Raw genomic sequence first — 18,195 nt, 5'->3', positions numbered from 1 at the left:
ATATTTGCACGGGCACAAGGATTCGAACCCTGATCAACGGTGTTGGAGACCGGTATCCTACCATTGGACGATGCCCGTAGATAAAAAGTTCCGTAAGTTTCCCTACGGAACTTTATTTATATTAAGATGATTAGTCTAAGATTTCAGTAACCTGACCTGAACCAACTGTTCTACCTCCTTCTCTGATCGCAAATCTAAGACCTACGTTAAGAGCGATTGGCTGTAACAATTCTACAGTGATCTCTAAGTTATCACCAGGCATTACCATTTCTACACCTTCTGGTAAGAAGATCTCACCTGTAACGTCAGTAGTTCTTACGTAGAACTGAGGACGGTACTTGTTGTGGAATGGAGTGTGACGTCCACCTTCTTCTTTAGAAAGGATATAAACAGAAGCTTTGAATTTTTTGTGAGGCTTCACAGAGTCTTTCTTAGCGATTACCATACCTCTCTTGATGTCAGTTTTTTCAATACCTCTCAACAATAGACCTACGTTATCTCCAGCTTCACCTCTATCTAAGATCTTTCTGAACATTTCAACTCCAGTAATAGTAGAAGTTAATTTTTCTTCACCCATACCGATGATATCTACAGGATCTCCTGTGTTGATAATACCAGCTTCGATTCTACCAGTTGCAACAGTACCTCTACCTGTAATAGAGAATACGTCTTCGATTGGCATCAAGAATGGCTTATCAGTATCTCTTGGCGGCTGCTCGATCCATTCGTCAACAGCATCCATCAATTGCTCAACAGATTTAAACCACTGGTCATCACTTTTAGGACCTCCTTCTGCAGTAGCAGCAGTAAGTGCACCAAGAGCAGAACCTTGAATTACTGGAGAGTTATCACCGTCGAATTCATAAGTAGACAATAAGTCTCTTAATTCCATTTCAACAAGCTCTAATAACTCAGCATCATCTACCATGTCAACTTTGTTCATGAAAACAACAATTCTTGGTACGTTTACCTGGCGACAAAGAAGGATGTGCTCTCTAGTTTGAGGCATTGGTCCGTCTGTAGCAGCACATACAACGATAGCACCGTCCATCTGAGCAGCACCAGTTACCATGTTCTTTACGTAATCCGCGTGACCTGGACAGTCAACGTGAGCGTAGTGTCTTTTTTCAGTTTCGTACTCGATGTGAGCAGTATTGATAGTAATCCCTCTTTCTTTTTCTTCCGGAGCAGAGTCAATAGCAGAGAAATCTTTTTTCTCAGCAAGACCTTTGCTCGCTAATACAGCAGAAATAGCTGCAGTAAGTGTAGTTTTACCATGGTCAACGTGACCAATAGTACCAATGTTCAAGTGTGGTTTGTTACGATTAAACGTTTCCTTTGCCATGATTTAAATTATTTATTTTATTGTTTTATTCAAATTTTCGGTGTGCAAATATAATGAATTTTTATATACCAAAATCTTTTTATCAAAAAAACTTTTATATACAAAGCAAGAAACTCGCAAACCTCATCTTTTTCTGTAAACAGAAGTGCAAATTTAAACAAAAAAATGAATTAAAAAAAAGTGTTTACAAAAATCCACAGATAATTTTCCATCGTATATACATTTACAAAAACCTTAAAATAAATTATTATGAAAAAATTATCCTATATCTGCTTAGCTGCATTTACGTTTGTCTCGGTAATCTCTTGTGATGATAATGAGGTGGAAGAAATGCTTCCTGAATTGATTACTCCGGGTCCCGACATGATGGTTTACGGATTGGCTGATAACAATCAGTTATTGACTTTTAATTCAAATAATTCTGCCTCTATTACTTCAAAAGCAATTACGGGCTTGTCTTCAGGAGAAAAATTATTAAGTATTGATTTCAGACCCGCAACAGGAGAGCTTTACGCTGTTTCTAATGCAAGTAAGTTTTATATTATCAATACTTCAACTGGAAATACAAGGGCTGTGAGTACAACTGCTTTTACACCAACAATTTCAGGCACAATTGCTTCTATTGATTTTAATCCTACAGTAGACCGTATCAGACTGGTAACCAATACCGGTCAAAATCTTCGTTTACATCCTGAAACCGGAGCTCTTGCTGCTATGGACACCAGTATTGCAACTTCGTCCTCTATTACAGGAATTGCTTATACCAATAGTGTTTCAGGTGCTACATCAACTGTTTTGTATGATTTGGATGCGACTTCCGGAAAATTATTTAAACAAGATCCGCCAAACAACGGAACTTTGGTTGAAGTAGGAAGTTTAGGTATTACTTTTACCGGACAAGCCGCCTTCGATATTAATCCAGAAAATACAGTTGCATTAATGGCAGCAACATCTGGAAGTCAGAACAGCCTATACAGAGTTGATTTATCTAACGGAAAAGCAACAAATATCGGAAATCTTTCAATGAAAATTCTTGATTTGGCCATTCCAACAAATCCTGTAGCGTATGCTGTAAATGAGGCAAATTCTATTCAAATTTTTAACCCTAATAATCCTCAACCCGTTGCAAAAGCGATCACAGGACTTCAGACAGGTGAAAATATTTTAGGTATAGATTTCAGACCCTTGAACGGACAATTATATGCTTTAGGAAGTACAAGCAGAATTTATACAATTAATTTAGGAACCGGAGCTGCAACACAGGTCGGCTCAGGACAACTTACAACTCTGCTTGTGGGAACAGAATTCGGTTTTGATTTTAATCCGACGGTTGATAAAATCAGAGTGGTAAGTAATTTAGGGCAAAATTTAAGATTGGATCCAATTACAGGAGGTGTCACCGCAGTTGATGGAGCAATTAATCCTACAACTATTACATTAGGTGCAGCAGCTTATACTAATAATTTTGCAGGAGCAACGACCACTTCCCTATTTGTAATTGATCATTCTACTGATAAATTGTATCTGCAAAATCCACCAAACAACGGAACAGTGGTGGAAGTAGGTTCATTAGGTATCAATATTACCGCAGCAAACGGTTTCGATATCGGTAGTACAAGTCAAAAAGCTTATTTGCTTGCAACAGTGGGCTCAGAAACTAAATTGTACAACGTGAATACGACTACCGGAGCAGCAACTTTTATGTCAAACTATCCTAATACCGTAAGAGGATTCACAGTAGGACTTGGTTTCTAAACATATTCAAACATAGTTTTTATTATTAAAGAAGGGCTGAAAATTAATTTTTTCAGCCCTTCAAACGATATAATGTAAATGAAAGATAATTTTTAAATAATTTCCTCTGTCTTTTTGCTTCTGTTAAAAATCCAAAAGATGATTGGAAAGATTAAAAGAGTAAGAACAGTTGCTGTAATTAAACCTCCAATAATAACAATTGCTAAAGGTTTTTGAGATTCAGAGCCGATTCCGGTGGATAGTGCAGCTGGTAAAAGTCCGATGGATGCCATTAAAGCGGTCATGATTACAGGTCTTGTCCGGGATTTTACACCATTCAAAACAGCTTCATCCAATTTTAGTCCGTCTTTTATGTTTTGATGGAATTCTGTAATTAGGATTACTCCGTTTTGAATACAGATTCCTAACAAAGCAATCATTCCGACTCCAGCAGAAATTCCAAAATTCATTCCTGTTAAATGCAGTGCAATAATTCCTCCGATTAAAGCAAAAGGCACATTTGCCAACACCAAGAATGAATCTTTCATGTTTCCAAAAAGAATAAACAACAGGAAAAATATCCCTAAAATACTGATTGGTACTATTTCCGTTAATCTTTTCGTTGCTCTTTGCTGGTTTTCAAACTGACCGGTCCAGCCGATTTTATACCCTTCAGGAAGGTCAATTTTTGCAACTTCTTTTTGGGCATCAGAAATTGTTCCGCCCAAATCACGGTCACGAATCGAAAATTTAATTCCGATATACCGTTTAATATCATCTCTGTAAATAAATGCAGCACCATTATTTTTTTCGATTGTGCCTACTTCCTTCAGCGGAATCATCGATCCGTCCTGTGTAGGAATCATCAGTGAAGCAATATCATTTTCATCTTTTCTGTACTCTTGGGAATAACGCAGACGAATCGGCAATTTTCTTTCGCCATCGTACATTTCCGAAGCTGTTTTTCCTCCAAAAGCCATTTCCAGAACGGTTTGTGCGTCTTCTGGCATCACGCCGTAAGCTGCCATTTTATTCCTGTCCCAAACCACATTGACTTCAGGCTGACCAATATTTTTAATAATTCCTGCATCACGAACTCCATCCACATCTTTTATTGATTTTAAAACTTTATCCGCCAGTTCATCCAAAGTATGGAGATTGTCACCGTAAATTTTAATTCCGTTTTCAGCTTTAAATCCGGCAACTGCTTCAGCAACATTATCAGAAATCGGCTGGGAATAATTGAAAGTAATTCCCTGATATTTGCTCAGTTTTTTATCAATCTCTTCCGTTAACTGTTCGTAACTGATCTTTCGGGTCCATTCATCTTTATCTTTCAGATTAACCGCAAACTGTACAAATCCAAATCCGTTCGGATCTGTTCCGTCGTTGCTTCGTCCGGTTTGAGCCAAAACATCTGTCACTTCGGGAACACTCATAATGTCTTTCTTTAAAATATCTGCTGTTTTCAAAGATTCTTTTAAAGAGGAACTCATCGGCATTTCGGCAGTAATCCAAAGCGAACCTTCATTTAATTGCGGTAAAAATTCTGTTCCTAAAAATTTCCCTGAAAATAAAGTCACGGCAACAATCGAAACAGAAACAATTAAACTTATTTTCTTATTTTTAAAGGTAAATCTGAAACCTTTCAAAACAATTCTGTCCCAGAAATTCACAAACGGATTGTTTTTTTCCCTCACATTTTTATTTAAAAGTAAATGTGTTAACACAGGAACTAAAGTTAAAGTGAAAATCAAAGCTCCCATCAAGGCAAAACCGAGTGTAAATGCCAAAGGTGAAAACATTTTTCCTTCCACTTTCTGAAATGCAAAAATCGGAATCAATGAGGTGATGATGATTAATTTTGAGAAGAAAATTGCTTTTCCTAAACCTGTTCCTGTCTGCTTTATCCAACCTGCTTTTGCCATTTTGTTGAATCTTTCGGGACCGTATTTTTTGGCTTTGTGATCAAGCATTACGAAAATACCTTCAACCATGACGACGGCTCCGTCAATGATAATTCCGAAATCTACCGCTCCCAGAGACAATAAATTGGCACTCATTCCGCAAAGTTTTAAACATAAAAATGCAAATAATAATGAGAGCGGAATAATAATGGAAACCGTAAGTGTTGTTCGCCAATCTGCCATAAAAATTAAAACGATCACCGTGACAAGGATAATTCCTTCCAATAAATTGTGCATTACAGTTTCTGTGGTAAAATCCATCAAGTGATCACGGTCGTAGAAAGTAACCATTTTTACATCTTTTGGAAGAATTTTATCGTTCAGTTCGGCAATTTTGGCTTTTACACCTACCAAAACTTCACGCGGGTTTTCGCCTTTCCGCATCACAACAATTCCTTCTACAGTATCGTCCTGATTGTTTAATCCAGCCTGCCCCACTCTTGGTCTTGAACTTTCATGGACTTCAGCGACATTTTTTACCAAAACTGGGTTTCCGTTATCATTTTGAATGGTAATGTTGGCGATATCATCTGTAGATTGTACCAAACCAATTCCTCGTACAACGTAGGCTTGTCCGTTCTTTTCGATAACATCTCCACCAACATTTAAATTACTTTTCGTCACGGCTTCATAAACCTGAAGCGGCGTTAAATTATATTTATCTAAAGCTCTCGGATCGATACTCAATTCAAAAACTTTATCCTGACCACCGAAGACATTGATGTCTGCAACGCCGGGAACGCCACGAAGCGCTCTGTCGATTACCCAATTCTGCAATGTCAACAATTCCCGGGAATCTTTTTTCTTGCTTTCTAAAGTATATCTGAAAATCTCTCCGGTCGGCCCATAAGGCGGCTGAACTTCGGGATCGATTCCTTCAGGAAGACTGATGTTCCGAAGCTGATTGTTGACCATATTCCGGGCAAACATATCGTCAACACCGTCGTCAAAGAGAATTTTCACAATAGAAAGTCCAAACATCGTTGTACTTCTCACGCTCGTTTTTTTCTGAACCGGGCTCATTGCGAGTTCAATCGGAGTTGTTACAAAACGTTCGACTTCTTCGGCACTTCTTCCGTCCCATTGCGTGATAATAACAATTTGTGTATTCGTTACATCGGGAAATGCCTCAATCGGCATATTTTTAAAACTGATAAATCCCGCCACTGCCAAAATTGCGACCCAGATAAAGGTAAACGCTTTGTTTTTGAGTGAAAAGGAAATTATATTTTTTATGAATTTATTCATGTGAATAGATGTTTGATATTAGGTTTTAGATTTTAGTCTAATCACTAATGTTTATTGTATCTAAAAGATTAAAAAAACCATTAAGAAAATGAAACTTAAAAGCTGAATTAAGAAACATCAAAAAGATGTTCAGATTTTTATAGTTAAATAACAGATTTGTCTTAATTGCTTACTTGTTTCAAATCTTAATGGCCGAAATAAATTAATTGTTTAGCGAACGGTAAATCAACAGCTGATTATTGGTAATTACATTTTCACCTTCTTTAAGACCTTCCGAAATGTAGGTAACGTCACCCAGCTGTTGCAAAACCTGAATTTCTTTAATCTTCACATCTGTTCTTGATTTAAAAACCACCACATAACTCCTGTCATCATCAAAAATCACTGCTTTAGAAGGAATAGAAAGTGCCATTTTATTTTCAGACTTTGAAACTTTTATCGTTGCTTTACTGTCGGGAATCAATAATCCGTTGGCGTTATCCAGAACAACTCTTGCCTGCATTGCATTGGTTTGCGGGTCGATAATTTTAAATATTTTATCTATTTTTCCGTTAAAAACTTTATCGGGATACGACAATGTGGAAACCTGAGCCGGCATTCCGAGACTTATCTTATCAATATCAGATTCACTGATGTTCATAATTGCCCAAACATTGGTGGTATTGGCAACATCGAAAATATTTTCACTCCGGTCGCTTCTCAGCTGCATATCTTTATTGATGTCTTTATGCACGATATAACCACTAATTGGCGCCAAAACACTGTAAATATTTCCGTTTTTAACATTATAAACAGTACTTACTGCAGATGATCGCTGCATTTGATCCTGTGCTTTTTGTACCTGGCTTTTTGCTTCTAAAACATCTCTTTCGGTATTCAGTTTTCCTTCGTACATTTCTTTGGCAACACGCAGGTTATTTTGTGCAACCAATAAATCGGTTTTAGCATCACTCAAATCTTTTTGAATGTCTGCCAATTCTGTACTTCGGATGGTCGCCAAAACCTGGCCTTTTTTCACATAATCACCCAATTCTACATTTACGCTCATTACGTTTCCGCCAACCAGAGGAAAAACATCAATATATGAATTGGCATCTGCAGCAATTTTGCCGTAAAAACTGTAAGAATCTTCTATGTTTCTGTTTTCTACTTTTGCTGTGGAAATAGATTCAAGCATGGTATTGCTCAGTTCAAAACCTTTTGGCTCGGGAGTTTTGGCAATTTCAGGCTTTGAGCATGACCATAAAAGGAAAGCTGAAAATAAGGGTATAATTATTTTTTTCATTGAGATTTTATTTAATAGAAAATTTTAGTTTGTACCAATTGATTAAGCTTTTCCGCAGACTGTATCAGTTCGTTTTTCATATCGTAAATCTGAAGTGCCGTTTGGCGGTAACTTTCCATGAAATCTGTAAATTCGATTAAACTGATGTTTCCGTTTCTGAAGTTTTTCAGCATTCCGTTGTAGACCAAATCTAGATTACTCAGGTCGGTTGCTTTTATTTCGGCTAACTGTTCGTATTGGGTTTTCCAGATTTGAAAGGCAGATTCTACCTTCGTTTCCAAATCGAGTTTTTGAAACTCTGCATTTTTCTGATTTTGTTTGATGGCGAAATTGGCTTTCTCTACATTCCCTTTATTGCTTTTCCACAAAGGAATCGGAATTCCTACTTTTAAATTGATTTCATTATTAAAAGTTCCTGAAGCCTGATCGTATTCCATTCCGACATTTAAATCCGGAACATTTAAAGACTTTTGCCATTGTGCAAATAATTTAGAATTATCAATCAGTTTTAAAATGAATAAATAATCTGCATTATTTTCTAAAGCCTTTCTTTTTAATTCTGCCTCATCACCAAAAGGCTGTGCCGCCAAAATATTGAGCGCTTCTTCTTCTGAAATCTGTGGTTCTATTTTTTCGGTGATTCCTGTAAGAACTTTTAAATTCTGCTCGAATTCAAGAATATTTTTATTGATTCCTACTTTATCATTGTTTAACTGAATAACGATACTTTGAAGTCTTACTTCATCTTTCAGCGAAACATTTCCTTTTGCAGATTGCACTTTATATGCCTTCAAAAGGTCATTCATATAGCCCAATTGCTTGTTGGTATTTTCAAGCTTAAGTTTTTCGTAATACAAATCATAGTAATTGGTGTGAAGCTGGGTTCGCAGCTCAACCAAAAGTTGTGAAAACTGCAATTGTGAAAGCTCTTTATTTGATTTTGCAAAAGCAATTTCATTTTTCTTTTTGCCACCCATGTAAATCAATTGGGTAAATTCAAAACCTTTTGCTCTTCCTGCGTCTAAAAACCTTTTATCTTCCGGGTTATAGCCGTTAATATAACCGCTCATCTGTGGAAGTTCCCATATTTTCGCCTGCAGAATATCTGCATCTGCCATGTTGATGCTGTATTGCTCAGCAAGAAGCTGGAGGTTGTTTTGCTGAAAGGCATTTTCGCATTCCAAAAGCGACATTTGCTGCTGTGCGGTGATGACCGAAGAAATAACCACAAACAGTCCTGCAATTTTGTTCATTCTCTCAATTTTGATGACAAAAATGCGGTTGCTCGATTAAAACGAACTTAAAGGAGGCTTAAAAAAAAATTAAATTGTGAATTTTACAAAGAAAAACTTCCATCAGGATGAGAGAAGTTTTTAGTTGCACACCAGTAAAATAATATTTCTAATTAAATGCAGCCCGAAATTCCAAAGGACTTTGACTGGTCTTACTTTTGAATAGTTTGCTGAAACTTTGAGAATGCTCAAAACCAAGTTCGTAAGCAATCTCACTGACCGATAATTCGGTAGTGGAAAGTTTTTCTTTCGCTTTTTCAATCAGTTTTTCGTGAATATGCTGTTGAGTGGTTTGACCTGTCAACTGTTTCAGAAGGCTTCCCAGATATTTTACCGAAATATGGAGTGAATCTGCTACAAACTGAACACTCGGTAAACCTTTCGACACTAAATCTTCATCATTAAAATAATTTTGCAGAATCTCTTCCATTTGCTCCAGAATTTTATGGCTGCTCTTTTTTCTGGTAAGAAACTGCCTTTGGTAAAACCTTTCGGAATAATTGAGAAGAGTTTCCAGATGCGAAATCATAATATCCTGACTGAATTTATCAATATTTGCCTGATATTCAGTTTGAATAATTTCAACGATTCCATTCAGAATATTTTTTTCTTTATCCGACAAAAATAATGCTTCATTAACAGAATATCCGAAGAATTCATGCTTCTTAATCGTTTTTGCCAAAGAAGTTCCCCAGAGAAAATCGGGATGAATGAGCAAAACCCAGCCGGAAAGGTCATCATCCGGTTCCGGTCCGGCTCCTCTTAAAACCTGGTTCGGACCAATAAAGTAAAGCATTCCTTCATCAAAATCGTAAGTTTGCTGACCATAAAAAAGCTTGTTTGTAAATCCTTTTTTAAGTGAAATGTAGTAGAAATCGAATGTTGCACTGATTTCCTCATTGCTGGTTGGAATGTTTAAGTCTGCATAATTCAAAACACTGATCAGCGGATGTTCCGGACTTGGCAAACCAAATGCACGGTGCGCTTCTGTAATGGTTGTAAAACGAATGGGTTTAGAACTCATGAATCAGTTTTTAAAAGGATATTTCAGCCAAATCATAATCAACGGAATCATCAGAAAAGGAATTTCCATTAAAACCATTTTAAAATTTCCTGCTCTCATTGCTAAGGCCATAATCAATACAATCGACATTGCATTGAGAACATTTCCGAGAAAAAAAGTCTTAGGAATGACAAGTAAAATTGCGATTAAAATGATAGAAACACCCAGGACGGGAATGTAAGTTTCGCTGATTCCCAACTCGTTCATCATCTTAAGAGACTGCGGATTGTTTTTATAATGGAGACTTTCCCAGCCGTGCTTTAGATTTAGAAAGACAGAAGCAATCAGTAATATTAAAGAAATTATACTTTTTATCATTGTATTTTTATTTTAGGATAAATTTAAAAAAAAATTATGGTATTCTTCTGAACTTCATTGTTTTCCCGAGAAGTGAAACTCCCATATATCCCCTGAACTGGAGATTATTAATATCGGTGAGCTTTGCTTTCAGGTTGTAAAAATTACCGTCAGTCGGATTGTACAGTTTTCCTCCGGAATATTCACCATCTTCAAATGTGAGATTGGTGATGTTCACAATATTCTGACGGGAACGGTTTTTTAATTTTACATCAGGATTTTTAAAATCTTTTTTCGGGGTTTTTCCGTCAGCTTCAAACATATTAGATGCCCAGAGAAGTTTCCCGAAATATTTTTTGTTTTGCCGGAAGATTTCAAATTTCAATTTTATATCACCGTCAATGCTTTCCCAGTTTCCCATAATCTCATCTGCTGTAAGCTTTTGTGCAAATGATAAGGATGAAATAAGAATCATCGTTATTATAAAAAATAGTTTTCTCATTGCAATTAATTTTGAAGATTTTTAATTTTTTTAAATTCACGATGCCCGAAATTCAGCATCATATTTGGGAAAAGCCTTGTTGCTAATTTAATGATGCCAATCATTGGAGGCTTGAGTTCTTTTTTATCTTTCAGCATGCCCTGAATGACAACATTTACCATTTTATCAACATCCATCATCATTCTCGAATTAGGTTTTACTGCCCATTCGTTTTGCAGATTGGTATTGACTCCGGGAGGAATCATCTCAAAAACTTTGATATTGGTGTTTTCCAATTGCAATCTCAAAGCCTGCGTATAAGCACGAACACCAGCTTTTGTGGCACTGTAAATTGGTGCAGAAGAATAAGACATAAAAGCAATGCCTGAAGAAACATTTACAATTGCAGCTGATTTCTTTTTAAGCAAATGGGGAAGAAACTGATGTACCATCTGAATGGTTCCGGAAAGATTGGTAGAAATTTCACGGTTGATATTTTCCAGGTCTAAACTTGTATCCTGCAAATCTATCAACCTCATCAAACCTGCATTGTTGATGATGATATTCAAATCCGGGAAAAGTGTGGTAACTGTTTCATACAAATCTTTGATGTCTTTCGGATTACTTACATCACTTTGGAAAGTATGAATGTTTGGGAATATTGATTTCGCATTGTATAAAGCTTCGATATTTCGTCCGGTGACGATAATTTTCGCGCCTTGTTCTGTTAATTGTTTTACGAGTTCCAAACCTATTCCGCTGGTTCCGCCTGTGATGAGAACGGTGCTGTTTTTTAGTTCCATTTGTTTTTCTTTTTGATATTGCAAAGTTCTGCAAGCCGTAGAAAAACGATGTAGCCAAAAGTCGGGTTGTTGTAGCTGAAAAGGAAGTTAAATGTGCCTTAAAAATCTTAAATTCTTTATTTTATCAATGAAGAAGTAGGGAAATATTTACCGAAAGGCTCTTGCAGATTTGGGAGATTACGCTGATTCTTTAATGTCTGAAAAATCATATTAATCTGCGAGAAATCGAATTTTTAAAATTTATTTATTAAAAACAATACTGAACTTATTTAAATTTTCAGACGGTGACGAATATAAAATATCAGCTCCATGATATTCTAAAATTCTTTTTACGATTCTCAAGCCTAAGCCGGAACCGGAAATATTCTGAGAATTATTTCCTCGCATGAAAGCATCAAAAAGTTTGGGCTGCTCTTCTAAAGAAATTGTATTTCCTTCTGAAGTAACATCAATGATAAGATGATTTTCGTTTTCGGTGATGAGAATCTTTGCATCGGCATTATCAGAATAAACGGCTGCATTTTTAAGTAAATTTATAAATACAATATCTAAAAGCGATTGAACGCCATTAATAGTAAGGAAAGCATTTTCCTGCGTTTCTTCTGAGATACCAAAATCCATCTTCAGATTGGGGTAGCTTTTTTGTACACGATCAAAAGATTCAAAAATAACCTCATCAATTCGCACTTCTTCGTAAATACTCTGAATATTTTCTTTATCGAATTTTGTGAGAAGCAATAAAGAATTCGTTAAATCTGATAATTGATAGACATCTTTAGACATCTGTTTTAAGGCAGAAAGTGTTTCCGGAGAATGTTGTTCGAGTTTTATTAAATTTTCAAGCTGAAAAGCCATCCTCGTAATCGGCGTTCTGATTTCGTGGGATGCGCTTGCCGTAAAGTCTTTCTGAGACTGGAAAACATCATTCAGCCTTGAAATCATTGTATTAAATGAACTGGCTAAAATACTGATTTCGTCATTCGACTGTTCCACCGGAATTTGCTTCGTTAATTTATGAGCGGTAACTTCGGAAATTTCTTTGTTCAAATCTTCCAGAGGCTGGAGAAATTTTCCCATAAAATAGTAAGAGAAAAACCCAATCAGTAATGTACATGTAATGAATGCCGTTATTAAAAGATATTTCAGATATGCCAGTTTTGATCGTCCATTAGTATCATATGCACTTGTGAGAATGTAATAATTTTCACCATTGATATTTTTAAGTGAAGCATAAACTTCAGGTATTGTTTTTTCTTTATAAATATCTTTTTCTTTGTCTAATTCAGATAATAAATTTTTATCCCAAGTTACTTTTTGATCTTTTATGGTGCTGTAGATAAGTTCTTTTTGACCGTTAAAAATTAAAATTGTTTCGTTCAGAAGGAAATTGTCTGAGTTTTCATTGAAAAAGATGGGTGCCTCTTCTTCAAAGTTTTTAGATTTTGAAATAAAATTGGTGGTGAATCCTAATCTTCTTACAAATCGATCTTTGAATTCTTCACGTCGGAAGTCATCAAACGAAAGATAAATAATAATCAGTACAATCCCAAAAAGCAATGAAAACGAAATACTTAAAGTAAGCGCAATTTTTCTTTTTAAAGACATTTATAAAGGATTTAAGTAATATCCGAAACCAGACCTCGTGTGGATAAGTTTCACTTTATATTCTTTGTCAATTTTTTTTCGGAGGAAATTAATATAAACTTCTACCGTATTGGTATTGGTATTAAAATTATGCTCCCACACATTTTCCGTAATCTGCTGCTTGGAAACTGTTCTTCCCTGTGCTTCTGCGAGATAAACCAAAAGCTGGAATTCTTTTAAAGTCAAAGCAATTTCATTACCTGAACGGAAAACTTTTTGCTCGGTTTTATTGATAATCAAATCATCGATTCTTATAATATCTGAATCTACATTTTCTGAAGGAGCTTTTCTCCTTAAAAGAGAATTCATTCTCAACAAAAGTTCTTCAAACTGAAACGGTTTTACCAAATAATCATCTGCCAGTCTTGTAAATGCATCTTTTTTATCTGAAATATCTCCGTAAGCCGAAATGATAATAATAGGTGTATTTTTATCGAAAGTTCTCACTGTCTGACAAACATCAAGCCCGTTAATCTTCGGAACATTGATATCTAAAAGATATAAATCGTAAGAATTGTTTTTTATCTGACGGAGAAAGGTTTCACCATCATAAATTTTGTCACACGTAAATTGATTCGATTCTAAAAATTTACTCAGTTCAGCAGAAAGAATCAGGTCGTCTTCCAGTAAAAGAATATTCATTCGGAAAGTATTTATCACGAATTTAATGAAATTTTCAACAGTAAACGATCAATAAAGCTTGTAATATACCGTTATTAAATTATTTTAACTATTTAAAGACTTATTGCTAAAGTATTTTGAAGCATATATTAAGACTGATTAAAATAATATTAAACTTTGAAAGGTTTAGTTTAAGCTAATATTTAGACCATCAATTAGAATAAAATATTTAAAAAATATTAAAACAACCTGGTATGAATATAGTTGAAAGATTTTGGATCAATCACAAAACCTGGGGAGAATTGTTGAAAGTTTTTAACTTTGCTTCATGTCTCAAGATCAAGAATTATTAAAACTGTTACTTCCCGAATATTTAGTGGCGTATTTCGATTTCGTAAAATCTGAAGAAAAAGAAGGACTTCTTCATCTTTACTTTGAAGAAAAAAACAGTGTTCCTAAAGAGTTTTCCTCATTAAATCTTCAATCGAAAGGATTTCACGAAGAAATTGCCGTTGATGATTTTCCGCTTCGTGGCAAAGCCGTAAAACTCAACATTAAGCGTAGAAGATGGACGGATATGAAGTCTGGAAATATTGTTCAACGAGATTGGAATCTCATCGCTAAAGGCACTCGCATGACACAGGATTTTGCAGAGTTCTTAAAAAAAATCAGCCGATACTAAAGCGCTTCCTTTGGAAATCATTGGCGAGATGTATGGTGTCAACGGAAAGAAATTTCGCAGACAGTACAAAAAATCCCTCAGTGAATTTAAAGACTGGAACCAGAAATCCCATGCCGAAGATTACATTTTATACCCCGCAAACTGCCTCTCACAACTCTCTTTAGACGAAGTAGCCTTGTCTCAGGGCGAACTTTACACCGTGCTTACATCCAAGCATGCCAAGGGCAGGAAAGGCAGTATTGTTGCCGTCATTAAAGGAACAAGAAGCGAAGATGTTATTGATAAACTCTTAAAAATAAGCAGAAAATTAAGGCAAAAGGTAAAGGAGGTTACCTTGGATATGGCGGGCTCTATGAAGCTTATTGCCAAGCGGTGTTTTCCCAATGCCGTGCAGGTTGTCGACCGTTTCCATGTACAAAAACTAGCCATCGAAGCTGTTCAGGAATTAAGAATCAAACATCGTTGGGCAGCCATAGACAAGGAAAATGAAGCATTAAAAACCGCAAAAGAAACCAAAGCAAGAGCGAAAATCGAAATCTTTGAAAATGGCGATACCCAAAAACAACTTTTAGCCAGAAGCCGATATTTGCTCTACAAAAGCAGAGAAAAATGGACTGAAAACCAATCTGCCAGAGCCAAAATTTTATTTTCTCAATATCCGGACTTGGAAAAAGCTTACAACTTATCGGATAATCTCAGGAAAATTTACAACCAAAACATGACAAAGTCTGTAGCCATGCTCAAATTGGCTCGTTGGTTTAAAGACGTAGAAGAATCCGGTTTTAAATCATTTTCTATACTCAAAAATACTATTATGAATCATTATAATGATATCCTTAACTATTTTGAACAAAGAAGTACCAATGCCTCTGCAGAAAGCTTTAACGCTAAAATCAAAAACTTCAGAATGCAACTTCGAGGAGTAAGGGACAAATCATTTTTCTTATTCAGATTGTCAAAACTTTTTGCTTAGTCCCCAGATTTTGTTACTGATCCAAGATTTTTCAGAAATCAAACATTAGAATCAGTTTGATATAAATAAAAAAACACATTGAAAAACAATGTGTTAAATAATGAGCCAACTACGGGACTTGAACCCGTGACCTCTTCCTTACCAAGGAAGCACTCTACCGCTGAGCTAAGTCGGCTTAAACAAGAAAATCATACTAAAAAGCATGATTTCTGTTGAGCGGAAGACGAGGGTCGAACTCGCGACATTCAGCTTGGAAGGCTGACGCTCTACCAACTGAGCTACTTCCGCAATTTTGTTTCCAAAATTATTGGTAAACGCTGTGCAAACTTAGGAAAAATCCTTTATTTATGCAACTTTTTTTGTAATATAAAACGTGGGGAGAGCAGGATTCGAACCTGCGAAGCCGAAGCAACTGAGTTACAGTCAGTCCCATTTAGCCACTCTGGAATCTCCCCAGATATTTTATATTAAATTGAGCTTCCAGAGGGACTCGAACCCACGACCTGCTGATTACAAATCAGCTGCTCTAGCCAACTGAGCTATGGAAGCAATTTAATAAAAACTGAAAGCTATCAGAGAAAATCTACTCTGTGCTGCATCAGCAGTTAAAAAAATCACGCCTTTAGACTGTGAAATTGAGCGGAAGACGAGGGTCGAACTCGCGACATTCAGCTTGGAAGGCTGACGCTCTACCAACTGAGCTACTTCCGCAATTTTGTTTCCAAAATTATTGGTAAACGCTGTGCAAACTTAGGAAAAATCCTTTATTTATGCAACTTTTTTTGTAATATAAAACGTGGGGAGAGCAGGATTCGAACCTGCGAAGCCGAAGCAACTGAGTTACAGTCAGTCCCATTTAGCCACTCTGGAATCTCCCCAGATATTTTATATTAAATTGAGCTTCCAGAGGGACTCGAACCCACGACCTGCTGATTACAAATCAGCTGCTCTAGCCAACTGAGCTATGGAAGCCTATAAAACAAAAAGAATTCAAAAGATCTCTATTCCTTTTTTGCGTGTGCAAATATAGAACGGATTTTTTGAATTCTCAAACTTTTTAGAAAGTTTTTTTACTTTTTTTATTAAGCTAATTCTTTTTTCTTGATTAACAGTTTCTTAGCAGCATCAACGCATTGATCTAAACTCTCCTCAAAACTTGCTGATGTTTTTTTAACCACAATATCGTCTCCCGGAACGACCAAAATCAGCTCAGTGGTCTTATTTGATTTATCAGAATTGTTTTCAACTTTTAAAAATACTTTGCATTCCTGAAGTTTATCATAAAACGTTTCTAGTTTGCTTACTTTTTTGTCTACATGAGACTCTAGTGGTTCGTGTGGAGTTAAGCCGATTGCTTGTACTGAAATCTTCATAATTCTTCTTTTTTAATTGCTCTTGGATGAGCCTGATTAAACACTTTTTTCAACTGTTCTATATTGGCATTAGTGTACACCTGTGTGCTTGCAAGACTAGAATGACCCAATATTTTTTTTACTTTCGATATCTCTGCCCCATTGTCTAAAACATGCGTCGCGAAGCTGTGTCTTAAAATATGAGGACTTCTTTTTTCTTTCGAAGTTACAAGACTAAGGTACTTATTAACTACTACATAGACAAATTTTTCTGTGAGTTTTTTTCCCTTTTTATTGATAAAAAAATAAGATTTAAAATCATCCAATGGTTTTCTTATCTTTAAATAGTCTCTCAGTAAAGCACTTAAACTTTCAGAAATAGGTATATATCTTTCTTTATTACCCTTTCCTAAGATTTTAAGCTCATTACTTTCTAAGTTTACACTTTCAAATATTAAGCCACAAAGCTCAGATTTTCTTATTCCGGTTTGATATAAAGTTTCGACGATCGATTTTTCCAGCACGTCTTCTACTTCATCAAAAATTTCAGTCTGTAAAACCTGCATTTCGTCCTGAGAGATGGGAATTTGCTTTTCGGGATAGAATTTTAATGACGATATACTTTCTACCGGGGAAACTTTAATTTCGCCTAATTTTAAAAGAAAAAGATAGAAACTGCGAAGGGTGGAAAGCTTTCTGTTGATTGTTCTTTTCGAAATACCGTTCTCACTGAGCTGAACCACAAAATTTCTGATTATTTTTTTATCAGCCTTGAGAAGGTTCTCTGAAGATTCTGTTTCAAGGTAAAAAGAATAGAAATCGTCGAGATCACGACGGTAGCTTATAATAGTATGAGGTGAATACCTCTTCTCTAATTGTAAATAGTCTAAAAATTTCTCTCGCATACTTTTGTAAATATAAAACAAAAATCACTTCTTAAATAAATTTATTTAAGAAGTGATCTAGTATGTGTTTAAGAAAATATCTTAAGCCTGCTCTTCCTTGCTTAATCCTCTTTGCTTATAAGCCGCTTTTAATCTAGCTTGTCTAAGAGTTACAGAAGGCTTGATAAAAGCTTGTCTTGATCTTAATTGACGAACAGTACCTGTTTTGTCAAATTTTCTTTTATATTTTTTTAACGCTCTGTCGATAGACTCTCCGTCTTTTACTGGAATTATTAACATATATTACATCTCATTTTGGATTGCAAAACTAAGCGTTTTTTATTAAACTGCAAACTTTATGATAGAAAAATATTCAATTTTAATTTATTTCAATATTTAAAACCGAACAAAAACCCTTTGTGAGAGGTGATTCTGAATTTATTTTATTAATTCAAATGAAATCAATAAAATTTTTATTTTTACAACCCTATTTATTTAAATTTGTAAATCAAATTAAACAAACT

16 protein-coding genes and 8 tRNA genes are annotated in these 18,195 nt (G+C 35.5%); 3 read left to right on the top strand and 21 right to left on the bottom strand.

Going from position 1 to position 18,195, the window contains the following annotated elements:
* Positions 1 to 7 precede the first annotated feature (7 nt).
* Together ACOOWA_RS09025 and tuf are read right to left on the bottom strand one after the other, a co-directional pair.
* Positions 8 to 78, bottom strand: a tRNA-Trp gene (locus ACOOWA_RS09025).
* Between the two features lie 52 nt (positions 79 to 130).
* Entirely contained in the window at positions 131 to 1,345 is a 1,215-nt protein-coding gene (gene tuf / locus ACOOWA_RS09020; RefSeq protein WP_066678598.1) for an elongation factor Tu, read from the bottom strand.
* Between the two features lie 249 nt (positions 1,346 to 1,594).
* On the opposite strand from tuf, the gene ACOOWA_RS09015 reads away from it, so the two are divergent.
* Positions 1,595 to 3,100: a DUF4394 domain-containing protein gene (locus tag ACOOWA_RS09015; protein WP_421374730.1), complete on the top strand. Its 1,506-nt coding sequence runs from the start codon at positions 1,595 to 1,597 to the stop codon at positions 3,098 to 3,100.
* A 92-nt stretch (positions 3,101 to 3,192) separates the two neighbouring features.
* On the opposite strand, the gene ACOOWA_RS09010 is transcribed toward ACOOWA_RS09015, so the two are convergent.
* The 9 genes from ACOOWA_RS09010 to ACOOWA_RS08970 form a co-directional block, all read right to left on the bottom strand.
* Positions 3,193 to 6,294 carry an efflux RND transporter permease subunit gene (locus ACOOWA_RS09010; protein ID WP_421374728.1) on the bottom strand — a complete coding sequence of 1,034 codons (3,102 nt, stop codon included), beginning with the start codon at positions 6,292 to 6,294 and terminating at the stop codon, positions 3,193 to 3,195.
* Positions 6,295 to 6,496: 202 nt separating this feature from the next.
* On the bottom strand, positions 6,497 to 7,579 hold the full coding sequence (locus ACOOWA_RS09005) for an efflux RND transporter periplasmic adaptor subunit (protein WP_421374726.1): 1,083 nt from the start codon (positions 7,577 to 7,579) through the stop codon (positions 6,497 to 6,499).
* Between the two features lie 11 nt (positions 7,580 to 7,590).
* A complete protein-coding gene (locus tag ACOOWA_RS09000) occupies positions 7,591 to 8,832 on the bottom strand; it encodes a TolC family protein (RefSeq protein ID WP_421374724.1) in 1,242 nt (413 codons plus the stop codon).
* Positions 8,833 to 8,980: 148 nt separating this feature from the next.
* Positions 8,981 to 9,895, bottom strand: a complete 915-nt coding sequence (locus ACOOWA_RS08995) for a helix-turn-helix domain-containing protein (RefSeq protein WP_421374722.1) — start codon at positions 9,893 to 9,895, stop codon at positions 8,981 to 8,983.
* A 3-nt stretch (positions 9,896 to 9,898) separates the two neighbouring features.
* Positions 9,899 to 10,252 (bottom strand): hypothetical protein, encoded by a 354-nt coding sequence (locus tag ACOOWA_RS08990; RefSeq protein ID WP_421374720.1) that lies wholly within the window; start codon positions 10,250 to 10,252, stop codon positions 9,899 to 9,901.
* A gap of 34 nt (positions 10,253 to 10,286) precedes the next feature.
* Positions 10,287 to 10,733: a DUF2147 domain-containing protein gene (locus ACOOWA_RS08985; RefSeq protein WP_421374718.1), complete on the bottom strand. Its 447-nt coding sequence runs from the start codon at positions 10,731 to 10,733 to the stop codon at positions 10,287 to 10,289.
* A gap of 5 nt (positions 10,734 to 10,738) precedes the next feature.
* Positions 10,739 to 11,515, bottom strand: a complete 777-nt coding sequence (locus ACOOWA_RS08980; RefSeq protein WP_421374716.1) for an SDR family oxidoreductase — start codon at positions 11,513 to 11,515, stop codon at positions 10,739 to 10,741.
* A 240-nt stretch (positions 11,516 to 11,755) separates the two neighbouring features.
* On the bottom strand, positions 11,756 to 13,120 hold the full coding sequence (locus tag ACOOWA_RS08975) for an ATP-binding protein (RefSeq protein ID WP_421374714.1): 1,365 nt from the start codon (positions 13,118 to 13,120) through the stop codon (positions 11,756 to 11,758).
* On the bottom strand, positions 13,121 to 13,801 hold the full coding sequence (locus tag ACOOWA_RS08970) for a response regulator transcription factor (protein ID WP_421374712.1): 681 nt from the start codon (positions 13,799 to 13,801) through the stop codon (positions 13,121 to 13,123).
* 307 nt (positions 13,802 to 14,108) lie between these two features.
* On the opposite strand from ACOOWA_RS08970, the gene ACOOWA_RS08965 reads away from it, so the two are divergent.
* Together ACOOWA_RS08965 and ACOOWA_RS08960 are read left to right on the top strand one after the other, a co-directional pair.
* Positions 14,109 to 14,462, top strand: a complete 354-nt coding sequence (locus ACOOWA_RS08965) for an ISAon1 family transposase N-terminal region protein (protein ID WP_421372726.1) — start codon at positions 14,109 to 14,111, stop codon at positions 14,460 to 14,462.
* A 28-nt stretch (positions 14,463 to 14,490) separates the two neighbouring features.
* On the top strand, positions 14,491 to 15,435 hold the full coding sequence (locus ACOOWA_RS08960; RefSeq protein WP_421374626.1) for an ISAon1 family transposase: 945 nt from the start codon (positions 14,491 to 14,493) through the stop codon (positions 15,433 to 15,435).
* A 103-nt stretch (positions 15,436 to 15,538) separates the two neighbouring features.
* Here ACOOWA_RS08960 and ACOOWA_RS08955 read toward each other — a convergent pair.
* The 10 genes from ACOOWA_RS08955 to rpsU all read right to left on the bottom strand — a co-directional run bounded on the left by ACOOWA_RS08955 (position 15,539) and on the right by rpsU (position 17,971).
* Positions 15,539 to 15,610: transfer RNA gene (locus tag ACOOWA_RS08955), tRNA-Thr, on the bottom strand.
* 40 nt (positions 15,611 to 15,650) lie between these two features.
* Positions 15,651 to 15,723: transfer RNA gene (locus ACOOWA_RS08950), tRNA-Gly, on the bottom strand.
* A gap of 86 nt (positions 15,724 to 15,809) precedes the next feature.
* Positions 15,810 to 15,890, bottom strand: a tRNA-Tyr gene (locus tag ACOOWA_RS08945).
* 20 nt (positions 15,891 to 15,910) lie between these two features.
* A tRNA-Thr gene (locus ACOOWA_RS08940) sits at positions 15,911 to 15,984 on the bottom strand.
* A gap of 89 nt (positions 15,985 to 16,073) precedes the next feature.
* Positions 16,074 to 16,146: transfer RNA gene (locus tag ACOOWA_RS08935), tRNA-Gly, on the bottom strand.
* Between the two features lie 86 nt (positions 16,147 to 16,232).
* Positions 16,233 to 16,313: transfer RNA gene (locus ACOOWA_RS08930), tRNA-Tyr, on the bottom strand.
* 20 nt (positions 16,314 to 16,333) lie between these two features.
* Positions 16,334 to 16,407 (bottom strand) — tRNA-Thr (locus ACOOWA_RS08925).
* A gap of 110 nt (positions 16,408 to 16,517) precedes the next feature.
* The gene (locus tag ACOOWA_RS08920; RefSeq protein ID WP_421374710.1) at positions 16,518 to 16,808 is read right to left on the bottom strand and encodes an HPF/RaiA family ribosome-associated protein; all 291 of its coding nucleotides are present in this window, start codon (positions 16,806 to 16,808) and stop codon (positions 16,518 to 16,520) included.
* Entirely contained in the window at positions 16,805 to 17,692 is an 888-nt protein-coding gene (locus ACOOWA_RS08915; protein WP_421374708.1) for a tyrosine-type recombinase/integrase, read from the bottom strand. Before ACOOWA_RS08915 ends, ACOOWA_RS08920 begins: the two co-directional genes overlap by 4 nt.
* 81 nt (positions 17,693 to 17,773) lie before the next feature.
* Positions 17,774 to 17,971, bottom strand: a complete 198-nt coding sequence (rpsU, locus tag ACOOWA_RS08910; RefSeq protein WP_034702010.1) for a 30S ribosomal protein S21 — start codon at positions 17,969 to 17,971, stop codon at positions 17,774 to 17,776.
* Positions 17,972 to 18,195 lie beyond the last annotated feature (224 nt).

It is taken from the genome of Chryseobacterium sp. GP-SGM7 (assembly GCF_049166575.1).
Lineage (GTDB): Bacteria > Bacteroidota > Bacteroidia > Flavobacteriales > Weeksellaceae > Chryseobacterium.
This window is presented reverse-complemented; position numbering and strand designations above follow the sequence as displayed.

What these genes read in the sequence shown, in the direction of transcription:
- tuf (WP_066678598.1), bottom strand. Translation starts at nt 1,345, where the DNA reads ATGGCAAAGGAAACGTTTAATCGTAACAAACCACACTTGAACATTGGT.
- ACOOWA_RS09015 (WP_421374730.1), top strand. Translation starts at nt 1,595, where the DNA reads ATGAAAAAATTATCCTATATCTGCTTAGCTGCATTTACGTTTGTCTCG.
- ACOOWA_RS09010 (WP_421374728.1), bottom strand. Translation starts at nt 6,294, where the DNA reads ATGAATAAATTCATAAAAAATATAATTTCCTTTTCACTCAAAAACAAA.
- ACOOWA_RS09005 (WP_421374726.1), bottom strand. Translation starts at nt 7,579, where the DNA reads ATGAAAAAAATAATTATACCCTTATTTTCAGCTTTCCTTTTATGGTCA.
- ACOOWA_RS09000 (WP_421374724.1), bottom strand. Translation starts at nt 8,832, where the DNA reads ATGAACAAAATTGCAGGACTGTTTGTGGTTATTTCTTCGGTCATCACC.
- ACOOWA_RS08995 (WP_421374722.1), bottom strand. Translation starts at nt 9,895, where the DNA reads ATGAGTTCTAAACCCATTCGTTTTACAACCATTACAGAAGCGCACCGT.
- ACOOWA_RS08990 (WP_421374720.1), bottom strand. Translation starts at nt 10,252, where the DNA reads ATGATAAAAAGTATAATTTCTTTAATATTACTGATTGCTTCTGTCTTT.
- ACOOWA_RS08985 (WP_421374718.1), bottom strand. Translation starts at nt 10,733, where the DNA reads ATGAGAAAACTATTTTTTATAATAACGATGATTCTTATTTCATCCTTA.
- ACOOWA_RS08980 (WP_421374716.1), bottom strand. Translation starts at nt 11,515, where the DNA reads ATGGAACTAAAAAACAGCACCGTTCTCATCACAGGCGGAACCAGCGGA.
- ACOOWA_RS08975 (WP_421374714.1), bottom strand. Translation starts at nt 13,120, where the DNA reads ATGTCTTTAAAAAGAAAAATTGCGCTTACTTTAAGTATTTCGTTTTCA.
- ACOOWA_RS08970 (WP_421374712.1), bottom strand. Translation starts at nt 13,801, where the DNA reads ATGAATATTCTTTTACTGGAAGACGACCTGATTCTTTCTGCTGAACTG.
- ACOOWA_RS08965 (WP_421372726.1), top strand. Translation starts at nt 14,109, where the DNA reads ATGTCTCAAGATCAAGAATTATTAAAACTGTTACTTCCCGAATATTTA.
- ACOOWA_RS08960 (WP_421374626.1), top strand. Translation starts at nt 14,491, where the DNA reads ATGTATGGTGTCAACGGAAAGAAATTTCGCAGACAGTACAAAAAATCC.
- ACOOWA_RS08920 (WP_421374710.1), bottom strand. Translation starts at nt 16,808, where the DNA reads ATGAAGATTTCAGTACAAGCAATCGGCTTAACTCCACACGAACCACTA.
- ACOOWA_RS08915 (WP_421374708.1), bottom strand. Translation starts at nt 17,692, where the DNA reads ATGCGAGAGAAATTTTTAGACTATTTACAATTAGAGAAGAGGTATTCA.
- rpsU (WP_034702010.1), bottom strand. Translation starts at nt 17,971, where the DNA reads ATGTTAATAATTCCAGTAAAAGACGGAGAGTCTATCGACAGAGCGTTA.